The organism is Vibrio sp. 10N.222.55.B11, assembly GCF_041473705.1.
Taxonomy (GTDB): domain Bacteria; phylum Pseudomonadota; class Gammaproteobacteria; order Enterobacterales; family Vibrionaceae; genus Vibrio; species Vibrio crassostreae_C.
This window is the reverse complement of sequence record NZ_JBFRST010000046.1, coordinates 23,526-37,874: the sequence shown is the minus strand read 5'-3', so window position 1 is coordinate 37,874 and position 14,349 is coordinate 23,526. Positions and strand designations below refer to the sequence as shown.

13 protein-coding genes and 2 pseudogenes are annotated in these 14,349 nt (G+C 44.9%); 12 read left to right on the top strand and 3 right to left on the bottom strand.

Annotated features, from left to right (window positions below; genetic code table 11):
- Positions 1-153: 153 nt before the first annotated feature.
- Positions 154-871, bottom strand: a pseudogene (locus tag AB4503_RS16915) (NAD-dependent epimerase/dehydratase family protein).
- Between the two features lie 717 nt (positions 872-1,588).
- Here AB4503_RS16915 and AB4503_RS16910 point away from each other — a divergent pair.
- The 11 genes from AB4503_RS16910 (at position 1,589) to AB4503_RS16860 (ending at position 12,733) form a co-directional block, all read left to right on the top strand.
- A complete protein-coding gene (locus AB4503_RS16910) occupies positions 1,589-2,200 on the top strand; it encodes a flavin reductase family protein (protein ID WP_371721625.1) in 612 nt (203 codons plus the stop codon).
- Between the two features lie 58 nt (positions 2,201-2,258).
- Complete coding sequence (gene cobT, locus AB4503_RS16905; protein ID WP_372115425.1) at positions 2,259-3,305, top strand: nicotinate-nucleotide--dimethylbenzimidazole phosphoribosyltransferase; 1,047 nt, start codon at positions 2,259-2,261, stop codon at positions 3,303-3,305.
- Complete coding sequence (locus tag AB4503_RS16900; protein ID WP_372115424.1) at positions 3,305-4,111, top strand: adenosylcobinamide-GDP ribazoletransferase; 807 nt, start codon at positions 3,305-3,307, stop codon at positions 4,109-4,111. Before cobT ends, AB4503_RS16900 begins: the two co-directional genes overlap by 1 nt.
- A gap of 24 nt (positions 4,112-4,135) precedes the next feature.
- On the top strand, positions 4,136-4,729 hold the full coding sequence (cobU, locus tag AB4503_RS16895) for a bifunctional adenosylcobinamide kinase/adenosylcobinamide-phosphate guanylyltransferase (protein ID WP_372115423.1): 594 nt from the start codon (positions 4,136-4,138) through the stop codon (positions 4,727-4,729).
- 9 nt (positions 4,730-4,738) lie between these two features.
- A complete protein-coding gene (locus tag AB4503_RS16890; RefSeq protein ID WP_372115422.1) occupies positions 4,739-5,356 on the top strand; it encodes a histidine phosphatase family protein in 618 nt (205 codons plus the stop codon).
- Between the two features lie 139 nt (positions 5,357-5,495).
- Positions 5,496-7,292 carry a M3 family oligoendopeptidase gene (locus tag AB4503_RS16885; RefSeq protein ID WP_372115421.1) on the top strand — a complete coding sequence of 599 codons (1,797 nt, stop codon included), beginning with the start codon at positions 5,496-5,498 and terminating at the stop codon, positions 7,290-7,292.
- A 278-nt stretch (positions 7,293-7,570) separates the two neighbouring features.
- On the top strand, positions 7,571-8,599 hold the full coding sequence (locus AB4503_RS16880) for a succinylglutamate desuccinylase (protein ID WP_372100469.1): 1,029 nt from the start codon (positions 7,571-7,573) through the stop codon (positions 8,597-8,599).
- 133 nt (positions 8,600-8,732) lie between these two features.
- Positions 8,733-9,728: a vitamin B12 ABC transporter permease BtuC gene (gene btuC / locus AB4503_RS16875; protein ID WP_017096955.1), complete on the top strand. Its 996-nt coding sequence runs from the start codon at positions 8,733-8,735 to the stop codon at positions 9,726-9,728.
- Complete coding sequence (gene btuD, locus AB4503_RS16870) at positions 9,715-10,473, top strand: vitamin B12 ABC transporter ATP-binding protein BtuD (protein WP_136974865.1); 759 nt, start codon at positions 9,715-9,717, stop codon at positions 10,471-10,473. The genes btuC and btuD overlap by 14 nt, the downstream gene beginning before the upstream one ends.
- A gap of 58 nt (positions 10,474-10,531) precedes the next feature.
- Positions 10,532-10,891: a DUF6559 family protein gene (locus AB4503_RS16865; protein ID WP_372115420.1), complete on the top strand. Its 360-nt coding sequence runs from the start codon at positions 10,532-10,534 to the stop codon at positions 10,889-10,891.
- Between the two features lie 375 nt (positions 10,892-11,266).
- On the top strand, positions 11,267-12,733 hold the full coding sequence (locus tag AB4503_RS16860; RefSeq protein WP_372115433.1) for a lytic polysaccharide monooxygenase: 1,467 nt from the start codon (positions 11,267-11,269) through the stop codon (positions 12,731-12,733).
- Between the two features lie 224 nt (positions 12,734-12,957).
- On the opposite strand, the gene AB4503_RS16855 is transcribed toward AB4503_RS16860, so the two are convergent.
- Complete coding sequence (locus AB4503_RS16855; protein ID WP_171733535.1) at positions 12,958-13,191, bottom strand: hypothetical protein; 234 nt, start codon at positions 13,189-13,191, stop codon at positions 12,958-12,960.
- Positions 13,192-13,250: 59 nt separating this feature from the next.
- On the bottom strand, positions 13,251-14,018 hold the full coding sequence (locus AB4503_RS16850) for a hypothetical protein (protein WP_372115419.1): 768 nt from the start codon (positions 14,016-14,018) through the stop codon (positions 13,251-13,253).
- Between AB4503_RS16850 and AB4503_RS16845 the strand changes: the two are divergent.
- A pseudogene (locus AB4503_RS16845) lies at positions 13,951-14,229 on the top strand (hypothetical protein); the annotation flags it as partial. The gene AB4503_RS16850 and the pseudogene AB4503_RS16845 overlap by 68 nt on opposite strands.
- Positions 14,230-14,349 lie beyond the last annotated feature (120 nt).

Genomic DNA, 14,349 nt, shown 5'->3' with positions numbered 1-14,349 from the left:
TAGGCACCTAGATGTATAGGTGTCAGTACTGCTGCTAAAATAACGTTCTGTTACAAAACGTAAAATAAGGAAAAGTAATTTATTAGAACGATTAGTAATATCCACTCAATGGTATGGGTGGATATTCAACATTGTGATGAATAGGTGAGCTTTTTAGCGATATTTTGCCAATAAATTGAGCATGTCACTTGACGAGTAAATTTCGATATTTTTGAAATTATTTTCGAATAATCGGAACAACATTGCCTTCGCGACGTCTTCCGCTTGAATAGGGCGTAGGTTTTTGAACTGACCAAACATAAAGGGAGAGACTAAAGGAAAGATGCTTTGCAGGAGTTTTTCATCGGCTCTTGGTTCATCACGTTCACCAACCAGCGGCCCCGGACGTGCGATGAAAAGTTGCTTGAAGCCAATACGTTTTAAGTTTTGCTCCATTTGCCCTTTGCAACGAAGGTAGTGTGAATAAGAATCTGGCGAAGCGCCATAGCTCGAAACGACGGCAACGCGTTCTACCCCAAGAAACTTCATCGACTGTGCAACCTGGCTAACCAATTCAACATCGACTTTGCGAAGTGCTTCTTTTGATCCTGCCTTTTTCTTAGTCGTACCTAAGCAGATAACGCCAAGTTTAGGCGTCGCATTGGTGTCATCCCAACTTGTAACTTGTAGGTCGCTGTGAATAAGAGTGTGTAGTTTGTTGGAATCAAACTGTGAATCTAATGCTCGGCGAGATAGGGCATAGATATGATCAACTGCGGGTTCATCGATGAGCAACTGCGGGTTCATCGATGAGCAACTTCATCACATGATGACCAATTAACCCGGTTGCACCAGCCACCACAACCGATGTTTTGTCTCCAGAAATGCTCATTTTAATCCCTTCTTCACTCCACAAGTGCTTGTTTAATATAAACAGTGTTTGAATTTTAAGCGAATAAAAGTTTGTTAAACGAGTGGTCAGTAGTATGTGGGGAGTCGCCTGTTTATGGAAAAAGAGATGATTTAGTTTGGCTCGACGCATAAGTACGGTCTGAAGCATAAGTACGATATGAAACATAATGGCGGTGGGAAAGATAAATGCGGTTTGAAACTTAAGTTAGGCGTTAAACATAACAAAGCCCGCTGGGCGACGGGCTTTGTTACTTTTCTTGCTTCTTACTAGGTAAAGGACAGTGGGATTTTCCTTACCTTTTTGCTAGCTTTCTTACTAGATTTATTTGGTTTTCTTTTACTTGAATTTGGAATCATTACACCTCCTAAATCGTTGTTCTGTTTTGTCTTTCAATCGATTGTCTTTCTTCGTGTAGCGTCAGTGTTGTGGGCATTACTGTATGGGTACTTATCAATGGAGAGATTAATAAGTAATTTAGATAAGGCATAAACGATGCCAAAATGTAAGTTATTGATAAATCTATTATCAGTATTATTTGTGTTTTAGGGTTCGTCAATTTGACTGTCAATCTGAGAAAAAACCAGTGTGATCTGTTTAAATTAAGAACACTCTCTGCGGTTTCTGCCACATAGCCATAGATACAGCCTTGCTTAACACGTAAACTGAGTCGTAATTCACATAGACCAAGGACGTGCTATGAACCTCAAGCTTGATACTCTTGCTCCCACTCAGATTTATCACCTGATGACACAAACCGTTGTTCCTCGCCCGATTGCGTGGGCATTGACGGAATCTTCTGACCAAGAGTACAACCTCGCGCCTTTCTCTTATTTCACGCCTGTTTCTAGTAATCCGCCGTTACTGATGTTATCGGTTGGGAAGAAGCCGTCCGGCGAAATCAAAGATACCACTCGTAATGCCCTAGAAACGGGTAAGCTAGTGATTCACATTGCTTCTTCAAGTTCTGCCGAAACCATGACGGCGACAGCAGCTACCCTTGAACATGGTGATTCGGAAGTCACCGCGAATAACATTGAGCTGGTTGAATTTGAAGGCTTCTCTTTACCGAGAGTGAAAGAGTGCGCGGTCGCTTTTGGCTGCACCTTATACGAAGTAAAAGAGGTTGGAGAGGTGCCACAAAGCCTCATCTTTGCTCAAGTCGAAACCGTGTACATTTCCGAAGACGTGATCGATAAAGAGAGTGAACGTCTTAAGATTGATGCGTTGGCATTGGACCCTTTGTCTCGCCTTGGTGGCGGTGAATACGCGACGCTTTCCAATGTGTTTTCTGTCGCACGCCCTAAGTAACAATCCTTAAGTAGCAGTCCCTAAATCAACGTACCCAGAATAAGCGTTTTTAAAAACTATGTTAGATACCCAATACTCGCAGTACATCCAACACCGAATTGACCAAAAAACCAAGCCACTCGGTGCCCTTGGTTTACTCGAAAAAGTCGCACATCAACTGGCATTGATTCAGAGCCAAGGCAAAGAAGCGGCGGTTGAACACATCGAATTGAATAAGCCAAGTATCATCATTTTTGCTGGCGACCATGGCATTGCTGACGAAGGCGTGAGTATTGCCCCAAGTGCCGTCACACAACAGATGGTGTTGAACTTCTTAAGTGGTGGCGCGGCGATCAATTGTTTCTGTGCGGTGAATAATATCGATATCACGGTAGTCGACACGGGGATATTGTTGCCTGTTGAATCAGACAGTGACATGTTGATCTCTCAGCGCTTGGGTACGCGAACCAATAACTTTGCCAATGAAGCGGCAATGAGTTTAGAAACGGTGGAACGCGGGATTGAACTGGGCACTGAGCTTGTCTCTAGAACCATTTCGAATGGCACCAATATCATCATGTTTGGTGAAATGGGTATCGGAAATACCAGCAGCGCATCAGCGATCTTAAGTGCATTAGCGAATCGTGCTGCAGCGGAGTGTGTTGGCCTAGGCACTGGCATCAACAATGAACAGCTTGCACGTAAAGTGGCTGTGGTTGAGCAAGGTGTCGCGCGTTGCAAAGGTTTAGATGCGAATGAAGTTAAAGATATTAAAGAGGTACTCGCACAAGTCGGTGGCTATGAAATCGTTCAAATGGTCGGTGCTTTCCTTGGCGCTTACCAAAACAAAACCCCAGTATTAGTCGATGGCTTTATCGTGTCGGTTGCGGCGTATGTCGCGACTTTAATTGAACCGAGTTGCCGAGACTATATGATCTTCGCCCATCGCTCTGAAGAGTCAGGACACAAAATTCTGTTAGAGCTGCTCGACGCTGAGCCACTGCTCGATCTTGGATTGAGATTAGGCGAGGGCACAGGTGCTGCGCTAGCTATGCCAATCATTCGTGCGGCAGCCGAGTTCTATAACAACATGGCGAGCTTCGAAAGTGCTGGAGTCACGGTTTAATGAGTGATGCACCAGAAAGATCGTTGAAAGATCGAGTTACTTATCAGTGGGAGCTTTTTGCGCTGGCGATGGGTTTCTTTTCTCGCTTGCCAATGCCGAAAAACACGCCCTATTCTACAGAGCGAATGAACCGTTCTGGTCGCTACTTTTCAACGGTTGGTTTGTTGCTTGGTGTTCTGTGTGGCGGTGTGTTCTTGCTACTTGATGTGGTACTGCCGAGTGCAGTAGCGATCTTTTTGATGATGAGTTTTAGCCTGATGCTCACTGGCGCATTCCATGAAGATGGTTTGACTGATATGGCCGATGGCATTGGTGGCGGCATGACCCTAGAACGCCGTTTGACCATCATGAAAGACAGTCGAATCGGTACTTATGGTGCGTCTGCTCTGATTATGGCTCTGTTTGGCAAGTGGGTGCTGTTGAATGAACTCATAAGCATGACGGGACTGTTTATGGTAATCGTGACCAGTTATACCTTTAGCCGCGCGATTGCTGCATCCCTTATTTACGACATGCCTTACGTCAGCGATTTAGACACGAGCAAGAGTAAGCCTCTAGCCAATAAACAAACCAAGGGCGAACTTGTCTTCCTTATGTTGGTTGGCCTGTTACCAAGTTTGTGGTTTGGATTGGCGTGTACGTGTGTTTTAGTTGTGATTGCTTACGTGTTTAGAGTGGGCTTCAAAAAGTGGTTAATTGCAAGAATTGGTGGCTTTACTGGTGACTGTTTGGGCGCGGCTCAACAGTTGATGGAACTACTGATTTACGTTGTGTTCGCCGCTGCTTTCTCCAACGGCTTTATGTAACGCATTCAGGATTAGAGGCAACACATGACAACCAATAATCAAACGTATCAGAGTCATCACCATCTTGTTTTAGGTGGCGCGCGCTCAGGTAAGTCGAGTTTTGCAGAACAACAAGCATTATGTGCACTTGAAGCATGTTCAAATGGGCATTTGCATTACATAGCGACCGCCACTTATCTAGACGATGAAATGCGCGAGCGAATCGCGCACCATCAACAACGTCGTGGCGAGCAGTGGATTGAGCATGAAGTACCCGTCGAATTAGCCGAAAAACTGCAGTCTTTTGAGAAAGAAGATGTGGTATTGATTGATTGCCTAACCTTGTGGTTGAACAACATCATCTTTGAACTGGGTGATGACGCAACTAATGAACAGGTTGAAGCCGTGGTTGAAGTATTGGTCAAAAGCGTCGAGCAAAGTCCGGCGCAAATTATCATGGTCTCTAACGAAGTCGGTTTAGGTGTGGTGCCGCTGGGTAAAGTGTCTCGCTTGTTTGTGGACAATGCAGGACGAATGAACCAAGCGCTAGCTCGCGTCGTTGAGCGCGTCACGCTGGTTGCTGCCGGATTGCCGCTGCACTTAAAACCATCTAATCACTTGCTTGATATTCAAGGCTAGGTCGCACACATGGTCAATGGAACAACCAAAAACATCTATTTGTTAAGACATGGCAAAGTCGAAGGAAAAGCTGCGCTCAATGGTTTATCTGATGTGCTGGTCAACTCTGATCTTCAAGAACAGATATGTGAGGCACTAACTACACAAGACATTACCTTTGATAGCGTGGTTAGCTCTCCACTAAGACGATGTGGTGATCTCGCGAGCTTGTTTGCAGAGCGTATGTCTGTGCCTTTATCAGTTGCATCGGGTTTTCAGGAAATGAACTTCGGTGAAGTAGATGGTGTCCCATTTGATGAACTTGAAAACAAGTGGGGAATGTTAGAAACCTTTTGGAAAGACCCTGCTAATCATCAATTAACTGGCGCAGAAAGTTTACAGAGCTTCCACGACAGAGTAACTCAAGCTTGGTCGCAACTTTTGAATGATTCAAGTGACAACATATTGTTGGTTACTCATGGTGGTGTGATTCGCATACTGCTAGCGCACTGCCTTAATATTGATTGGAAAAACCCGAGTTTGTACTCGAAGTTATCGATAGAAAACGCATCGATAACGCATATTCATATCACTCAGTTTGCGCAGAGCTTTATCAGCGTTAAATCGATAGGGATACCTGTTCTCTGAGTGTTCAAAAAACACAGTTTAAGAATTAACAATCTTTTAGATCTGTAAATAGAAACAGAAATATAAATAGAAGTATAAAGCGGCGTTCACAGCCGCTATACCTGATTGGTATTACTACCTACGTGAAAGGAATTTAGTCATGACAACACCAAGTTGGGATCTAAGCATTGCTTATAGCGATCTTAATGATGCAAAAATCGAACAGGACATTGAACTCATTCAGCAGTGCATTGAGCTGTTGAACCTACACGTTGAAAAGCGTCATATCATTCTAGCGATGCAAAACGCGATTCAGACTTCAGAAGCGGCAGGCACGTTACTGAGTACAATCAACACCTTCGCTAATTGCCACGCATCGGTCGACGCGACACACACAGAAGCGAAAGTATTGCTTGGTCGTGTAGCGAAGCTGAACTCTGAAATGTCTCAAGCGTTCAGCCCTTACGAAGATACGCTAATTCACGCAGAACCAGAATTTATTGATGCAGTATTAGAGCATGATAGTGCGGACGTAGCAGGGCAGCGCTTTGCGATTGAAAGCTCTCGTAAGTTATCAAGCAGCCGACTCAGTGTTGCTGAAGAGCAGTTATTGGCAGCGATGAAGGTTGATGGTCGTGACGGATGGGGTCGTTTATACGATAACCTAACCGGATCTTTAAAACTGTCGCTAAAGCTGGACGGTGAAGAGGAAGCCCTAGGCTTTTCACAAGCCGCGAGCCTGTTGTACGGCAGCGAATTCGACAAACAAGAACCAGCATGGCGCACGGTTCAAGGTGCGATGAAAACGCACCAAGAGTCTTTTGCTTCGATTCTAAATGCATTGGCGGGTTGGCGACTGACTGAAAACAAAAAGCGTTCGAAGATTAGCGATGTGCATTTCCTAGATCCAAGCCTACACGGCAGCCGCATTGTGCCAGAAACGCTAGACACCATGATGTCGGTAGCGAAAGCTAATCGAGCTGTTGGTCAGAAAGTAGGTTTGTTAATGGCAAGAGTTCACGGGCTAGATGAAATGAAGCCTTGGAATCACTTAGCTGCGATGCCGCCGCTGGGTGACGCTGAATCTAAGGTTTACCCATTTGATGAGGCGATCGACGTGATCAAAACTGCGTTCGCTGAAGTAAATCCAGAGATGGCTGATTTTGTCGCTTTGATGGTTGATAATGGTTGGATTGATGCCGCACCAGCAGCCAACAAACGTTTAGGCGCTTACTGCACCAAGTTTGCTGCTACACGCACTCCGCTTGTGTTCATGACATGGAGCGGTAGCCGCTCAGATTTAATGACATTGGCACACGAGTTAGGCCACGCGTTCCACAACTGGGTGATGAAAGACATGCCGTTGTGTCAAACACGCTACCCAATGACGCTAGCAGAAACCGCTTCGATCTTTGCTGAAAATATCGTTCGAGACCATTTGTTAAAACAAGCACAAACACGTAATGAGAAACTTGAAATGCTGTGGGAAGAGCTTTCTTCTTCTTTGGCATTAATGGTGAACATTCCCGTTCGTTTTGAGTTTGAAAAAGCCTTCTACGAGCAGCGTGAAAAAGGCGAGCTAACGGCTCAGCAGCTGTGTGACTTGATGGAAACGACTTGGAAAGAGTGGTATGGCGATGCAATGACAGAAGCTGACCCTTACTTCTGGGCGAGCAAACTGCATTTCAGCATCTCTCAAGTAAGCTTCTACAACTACCCATACTTGTTCGGTTACCTGTTCAGTAAAGGTGTTTACGCTCAGCGCGATGCGAAAGGTGAGCAATTCTACGGCGATTACGTTTCGTTGCTTCGTGATACGGGCAGCATGATGGCGGAAGAAGTCGTTCAAAAGCACTTAGGAATGGACCTGACTCAAGCTGATTTTTGGCAACAAAGCATCGACATGGTCAAAGTTCAAATCGATGAATTTGAAAGATTGCTCGATCAGGAAGATTAATTGATCTCAATCTGTTCATAGCAGGTAAGAGCTGTGTTAGCTTACGTGGCTCTTATCTTGCTGGCATAACCTGAGATAAGCCGAAACAACCAAAAGTCTCTTTAAATAGAGAAAGTTATTTGGAACAGATGTCGGTTAGTAAAGTCAGCAGGTAATATAAAAATATATGGGTAGTATTTGTGAGTGATAACGGAGTTTCTGTTGATAAGTGCGATCCTAGCAACACAATTTCTATGTACAATTTATTAACATACGGCCGTGCAATTAAGGAGTAGCGCATGACGAAGACCCTCTTTCGCCAATCATTTCTTTTTGACAGCCTAGATCTTGAGCAAGAAGTGTTTGCAGGACAGACCGTACTGAGTAACGGTGTTCAAATTAAGCTTCATCAACGCGGTGTCTTGGAAGTGATTCCCGCGGATTTTAATTCTGAAACCAAGAACATCATTTTTTCAACCGGTGTTCATGGCGACGAAACTTCACCAATGGAGCTGATCGATAAGCTCATTGAGGATATTGAAACAGGTTTCCAAGTAGTAAACGCGAGATGCTTGTTTATCATAGCTCACCCAGAAGCCACTAACGCGCATACTCGTTTTCTTGATGTGAACATGAATCGTCTGTTTGATGAAAAGCAGTACGAGAGCAATCGAGAAGTGGATATCGCGAAGAACTTGAAGTTCTTGGTGACTGAGTTTTACAAAGAAACGGAACCTGTCACTCGTTGGCATCTAGATTTGCACTGTGCAATCCGTTTATCTAAGCATTACTCGTTTGCAGTGAGCCCTAAAGTTCGCCACGAAGTACGCAGTAAAGAGCTGTTTGATTTCATTAACAGTGCGCACGTGGAAGCAGTGTTGTTGTCAAATGCGCCAACCAGTACATTCAGTTGGTACAGTGCTGAAAACTTCGAAGCGCAAGCACTGACAATGGAACTAGGGCAGGTCGCGAGAATTGGTGAGAACCAACTTGATAAGCTAACGGCTTTTGACTTGGCGATGCGTAACTTGATTGCTGAAGTTGAGCCAGAGCATTTACCTAAGCGAACCATCACTTATCGCGTGAGCAGAACCATTGTTCGTTTACATGATGACTTCGATTTCATGTTCTCAGATTCTGTAGAGAACTTTACCGCGTTCAAGCACGGTGAAGTATTCGGTCATGATGGTGATAAACCGTTAATGGCTAAGAATGAAAACGAAGCGGTGGTGTTCCCTAATCGTAATGTTGCTATCGGTCAACGAGCAGCCTTAATGGTGTGTGAAGTTGAAACGCGATTCGACCATGGTCAGCTTGTGTACGATTAATATCGACTCGGGTTTAAACGACGAAAACAACCGCTCAACTGGTTGAAATATCAAGGTTCACATTACGGTGTGAGCCTTGAGTTTATTTGGGGATACAGGTAAGGTTACGCGAACATTTTCAAAGTAGCTTGATATGGATTTCCAACAACTTCTTCACCAAAAACAGCGCAAATGGACTAGAGCCATTTATCTGATGGCAGCACTGCTTGTCGCGCTGAGTGCGATTTACCTAATGGTTGGCGATCTTTTCATTTCCCCTCTGGGCACATTGTCCACGTTAGAACAAAAACTACTGATTGATTTACGCTTACCTCGACTATTGGCGGCTATTGCTATCGGGGCAGGGTTAGCCGTATCTGGCGCAAGTTTACAAGTCTTATTGGGTAACGTATTAGCAGAGCCCGGTGTGCTCGGCATTTCTGGTGGTGCAAGTTTGGCGATGGTTATCGTGCTGTTCTTCTTGCCGTTTGCTCCCACACCAGAACTGTTCATGATTGCCGCCGTTTTAGGCTCGCTCTGTTTCACCGTGATACTGGTGAGCATGGTAAAAACGATGCGACTCACCACGGCTAAATTACTGCTAGTGGGTGTCGCGTTAGGCATTCTTTCTGGCGCGATGGTGACATGGGCGTTCTATTTTAGTGATGACTTAAGTCTACGCTTATTGATGTATTGGCTGATGGGCAGCTTAGGTGGCGTCACTTGGTATCAACACTCGCTCACGTTGGTGATGATCCCCGTGATTATTTGGCTGTGCCTGCAAGGTAGTAAGCTAGATAAGTTAATGATTGGCGAAACGCATGCCGCACAGTTAGGCGTAAACGTACCGAGATTGCGCTGGCGTCTAATTTTCGCCGTGTCTATTTTAGTCGGCTGCGCGGTAGCTTTAGGTGGCGTGATCAGCTTTGTTGGCTTGGTTGTGCCACACTTATTGCGTTTAGCGATTGGTACTGATAACAAATACCTTCTTCCTTTGTCTGCCGTTGCTGGCGCTGCGTTGTTGGTGTTTGCTGATATCTGTGCAAGAACCTTATTAGATTCCGCAGAGCTACCTTTGGGTGTCATGACCACCAGTATCGGTGCGCCTATCTTCATTTGGATGTTAATTAAAAATCATGATTCAAATTAAGAGCCTGAGCGTTGGCGCTCGTTTATTACCACTATCATTTGAGCTCAAGCAAGGGCAGGTGACTCACGTTATCGGCCCGAATGGCAGCGGTAAAAGTACCTTACTCGAATCGATATCTGGCATTGGTGATGGTTACAAAGGTGATATCAAGATCGACGGGCAGGATTTGTCGGAGCTGTCTTTACAAGATTTATCATTGCATCGTGCTTACTTGTGCCAAAGCGCAAGGCCAGCCTTCAACTTAGAAGTGTTCCAATATCTTGCATTGTCACTGCCAAGCTCCTCACACGGCCTTGATGCTGAAATCAACGCAGCTTTGGAAGAAATCAGCCAGATGCTAGACATTGCAGACAAACTTCATCGCTCAATTCAGACACTGTCTGGTGGTGAATGGCAACGCGTACGTTTGGCGGGAATGTGCCTGCAAATTTGGCCGACACTTAACCCATACGCGAAGCTGCTGATCCTCGATGAACCCGCAGCTCCGTTGGATATTGCTCAAGAAGCCTTGTTGTACAAGCTCATTGAACGAGTGGCAGAGAAGGGCATCGCTGTGATCATGGCTAACCATGATTTGAACAGAACACTAAGACACGCAGACCAAGTGTTGTTGCTCGATAAAGGTGTACTTCAAGCATCAGGCTCAGCTGATCAAGTGCTTACCCCTGAGCAGCTAGAGTCCGTGTTCAACACCGAAGTCAAAAGTATCTCAGTCGACAATCAGACCTATCTTTTGTTTGGTTAAAAGACTAATTAGTTAAGCTGCTCATTGGGTTTAAGGCGAGTTAGTAAAGGAAGCAAATATGTTTAGATACATCCAAAGAAGAAGAATCAAAAAGGTGATTAAGTCATTGTCTGCAAAGATGGTGAAGAGCTACGGAAGCCGTGATTTCTTCTCTATTGGGCAGGTTGAAACAAGTTCTCGTGAGTTGAGTAAACGCCAACAACAGATTGCTTTAGCCTTGTTTGCGGATCCACAAGATCTTGCTGTTGAATTAGCTCCAACTATTCAGTTGCTGCGTAATGATGTGTCTAATGACTTCTTTGGCGGAGAAGACTACACAGCGCGAGATGTATTTAATCTATTGGGTGGCGGCGGTTGGAAGGGCGGTCGTATGGACGATGACATGTCACATCGCATGGGCATGCATAGCCGTTATTAAATATCTTCTTACTACCTAACGCCTTTATATCCCCAAAGCGGCTTAATCATAAAGCCGCTTTTTTATTCATTCCGAATAATGTTCCCTCAATCAACATAGAATACTGAAACGTCATAATTCGAAGCAACATCATCTATCTACAGCGCATTTGTTTGAGTTGTGTGATGCTGATTCCTATCAATATAAAACCCGCTGTTATTGATAAAATTGACGTATATATTTTTCGTTGTTCTTTAAGTCAGAAACTATAAACCTTCGAATTACAGTGCTGGTTGGTTAGTAACCAATTGGTTTTGTGTTTAGGGTAAAATAATAGAGAGTGGGAAAGTGACAACAATAAATAATAATATTCTAAAAATAGCAGTGGGTATGGCTATGCTATCGAGTGTGCCGTCAGTGGCAAATGCTCATGGTTGGTCTGAGTTTCCAAGCGCGCGTCAGAACACGTGTTACGAGCAAGGCGGGATTTGGTCGGGTACACCACCTAATGCTGCGTGTGCTCAAGCAAAAGACATTTCGGGTTCATACCCGTTTGTTCAACGTAACGAGTACGCGAAAAATGTCCAAGATTTCAATAATATCAATGCTGTAAAAGCGGCGATTCCTGACGGCACGTTATGTTATGCCAACGATTCGCAAAAACGCGGCATGGGTGCACCTCATACAGGCTGGACTCGTACCGAGCTAAATACTGGTACATTTGAATATGTATTCAACGCGACTGCACCACACAACCCGTCATTCTGGGAATTCTACCTAACGAAACCAAACGCAGACCTGAGCAAAGGCCTAGCGTGGGGAGACTTAGATCTTATCCAAGAAGAGGGTAACGTTCCGGTTAATGGCGGTAAGTACCGCATTAATGTCACTATTCCTTCAGACCGTTCTGGCGATGCGATTCTATTCGTTCGTTGGCAACGTGATGATGCTGCGGGCGAAGGCTTCTACAACTGTTCAGACATCACTATCGCGGGTGGCACAACCCCTCCACCAGAGCCGGGTCCAGAGCCTGATCTAGTGCGTGGTGACCTGTTTGTTTCTGACCAGTTTGGCACGCCAGAAATTGGTGATACGGTTAAATACGACATCATCAACAAGTACGGTGAAGTAGCGCGTAGCTTCACCATCGTCATCGACGCTTCAAACGTTAACGATTGGGCTCGTTTGTTGGCTTCAGAAATTAACGGCTGGCATGAAGAGTTTAAAGACGGCGCGATCTTCATTGGTGACTGGCATGCTGAAATGCAGCACTACATGTACTTCCAAAACGATCCTTCACGTAACTTCTTCAACTCAAAAGATAGCCGTGCTTCTGGTCAGTTAACGTTGATTGATGGTGGCGACGGTGGTGTTGAACCATTGAAAGGTGACATCTACGAGCTAGTGAAGAGTGACAATGTAGTCAATGCTGGCGATAAGGTTGTGATTGCAACAAGCGAAGCCGCGACATTGACTCAAACTCAAGGTTCTTCAGTAAGCATCCAAAATAACGGCACGGCTTCTATCGTAGTTGATACCACTGGCATCACTGCAAACGAAACTTTATCGTTTATGGCTAGCTCGATTGAAAGCGACAGTGTTGAAACCTTCACTTTTGAAGTAATTGCCGATGACGGTGGCGTGACACCAGACCCAGATCCAACGCCGGATCCTGATCCGACTCCTGACCCAGACCCTACGCCAGATCCAGGTACGTGGAACTCATCAGCGACTTACCTTGGTGGCGAAGTCGTGACTTACTCGAACCAGTCATGGAAAGCACAATGGTGGGTTCAAGGTGGTACTAACCCTAAAGCGACTTACGAAAATGACAAATGGGGCGTTTGGCGTCCAGCCAACTAATCTTAACTATTGTTAGTTAATTAGCCTTGCAATAATAACCAAGACACCACACTTTTTGACGAGTGTGGTGTCTTTTTTAGCCTCTGCATTTGCGGTTTTGAATGTCATCAGCCTAGAAAAAGTGATTCAGGAACGGAGTCTTAATCACTCAGCACGGCTCTATAAGAAGATGAGAGTTATATAGAAAACAAGAGCTATATAACGTTTTGTAATGTGTTGACGAATTATTTCAGAATAAGGTTTTCTTTAATCTCATCGTTAAGATACCCCTGATCAAAATCTGGTGTCATAAATTCGACGGAGGAGGAGTCTAGATAGCTGGTTTCTAGATAACTCGGCTCTAGATAATGGGGGTCTAAGTGATCAGCACTTACGTAGGTGGGAATCGCAGAAAACAAAACGATACTGATCGCTGCAGCGATATTAATGGCTTTGTTGCGTTGAGGAGTCATTTTCATAGTAGTGCCCTCGAAAGGTGGGCAAATCCATCTGCCTATGAGAATTGAATCTGAGATGTTTAGAAGTCGTAAGACAAACCAAGCGTAATGATATTGTCGTTGTCGATCGGGCCCATCGATTGGCCGTTCAAGTAAAGGTCACCTTCGTTGGTATTGAAGTAGGTGTATTTCACGTAGGGTGTCCAGTCGTCGATGCTTTTAGAGAGAACGACTTCGTGCTCATTGGTACGGTAGTCGCCTTGATGAAAGATTACGTTGTCATCGTTGTGGGTAAACCCGCCATTGGATCCATCACTGTTTTCGTGAGTGTATTGATAAGCTAAATCCCAGCCTGCGAGTGAGTACCCCGCACCGGCGATGAACTTATTGGTGTTGATCGTGGTGTCGCTTACATTCTCGAGTACTTGCCCTGACTGGTTATATCCCAATCCACTGAATACATTGAAGTTGTCGTTCACTTGATAATCGATAATACCTTCGATTAATAACTCTTCACCGTTGTCCCATTTACTAAGTTCACCGTATAAGTTGAACGTGAAAGATTCGCTGATGTGAAAATCGTGCCCGTAACCCGCTGCCAACCAACCCTGGTCATCAAAACCTATATAGACTTGTCCATTTTCTGAGGTATCGATTAATGCGCCAGCTTCTGTGGTGTAGACACCGTTATCAGCAGCATTAGAGGCAACGTTTTGTTCGATGTAAACTTGAGTCGAAGTCGCAAACGCTGCGCTGTTGAGTAACGTAAGTGGTAGAGCACCTTCCGATGCAATGCATGTTGCCGATGAAGGCTCGCTAAAAATAACGCATGGAGAAGGTGGTGTCATTATGACGGAATACACCACAAAGAATGGGCAACACACGTTTTCAGTGATGTGCGGCTACACTTCGGGTCCATCATACTGGGCTGATGGGAAACCAGCGAAGGTATGTGAAGAGGCGCAAGCACTAGCGGTTGCATTGGAAGCAAAAGGTGAATGGGAGGTGAAGCCAATGACTTACACCATCGCACCAGCAAGAATCGTAGTTGATAAGTGATTTTTGTCTACAGAACGCTCGTTATATCGAGCCTCGTTATCCAATCATATTGATTATTTGTAGTGAGACAGAGGGGTACTCAGGCTGAAATGCTCTTAAAGTTCCCCTCAGCTTAGCTCA

Excerpts from the sequence above, each read along its gene's own strand:
- AB4503_RS16880 (WP_372100469.1), top strand. The coding sequence starts at position 7,571 with ATGACGAAGACCCTCTTTCGCCAATCATTTCTTTTTGACAGCCTAGAT.
- AB4503_RS16850 (WP_372115419.1), bottom strand. The coding sequence starts at position 14,018 with ATGACACCACCTTCTCCATGCGTTATTTTTAGCGAGCCTTCATCGGCA.
- AB4503_RS16910 (WP_371721625.1), top strand. The coding sequence starts at position 1,589 with ATGAACCTCAAGCTTGATACTCTTGCTCCCACTCAGATTTATCACCTG.
- AB4503_RS16900 (WP_372115424.1), top strand. The coding sequence starts at position 3,305 with ATGAGTGATGCACCAGAAAGATCGTTGAAAGATCGAGTTACTTATCAG.
- AB4503_RS16890 (WP_372115422.1), top strand. The coding sequence starts at position 4,739 with ATGGTCAATGGAACAACCAAAAACATCTATTTGTTAAGACATGGCAAA.
- AB4503_RS16860 (WP_372115433.1), top strand. The coding sequence starts at position 11,267 with ATGCTATCGAGTGTGCCGTCAGTGGCAAATGCTCATGGTTGGTCTGAG.
- AB4503_RS16855 (WP_171733535.1), bottom strand. The coding sequence starts at position 13,191 with ATGAAAATGACTCCTCAACGCAACAAAGCCATTAATATCGCTGCAGCG.
- btuD (WP_136974865.1), top strand. The coding sequence starts at position 9,715 with ATGATTCAAATTAAGAGCCTGAGCGTTGGCGCTCGTTTATTACCACTA.
- AB4503_RS16865 (WP_372115420.1), top strand. The coding sequence starts at position 10,532 with ATGTTTAGATACATCCAAAGAAGAAGAATCAAAAAGGTGATTAAGTCA.
- cobT (WP_372115425.1), top strand. The coding sequence starts at position 2,259 with ATGTTAGATACCCAATACTCGCAGTACATCCAACACCGAATTGACCAA.
- btuC (WP_017096955.1), top strand. The coding sequence starts at position 8,733 with ATGGATTTCCAACAACTTCTTCACCAAAAACAGCGCAAATGGACTAGA.
- cobU (WP_372115423.1), top strand. The coding sequence starts at position 4,136 with ATGACAACCAATAATCAAACGTATCAGAGTCATCACCATCTTGTTTTA.
- AB4503_RS16885 (WP_372115421.1), top strand. The coding sequence starts at position 5,496 with ATGACAACACCAAGTTGGGATCTAAGCATTGCTTATAGCGATCTTAAT.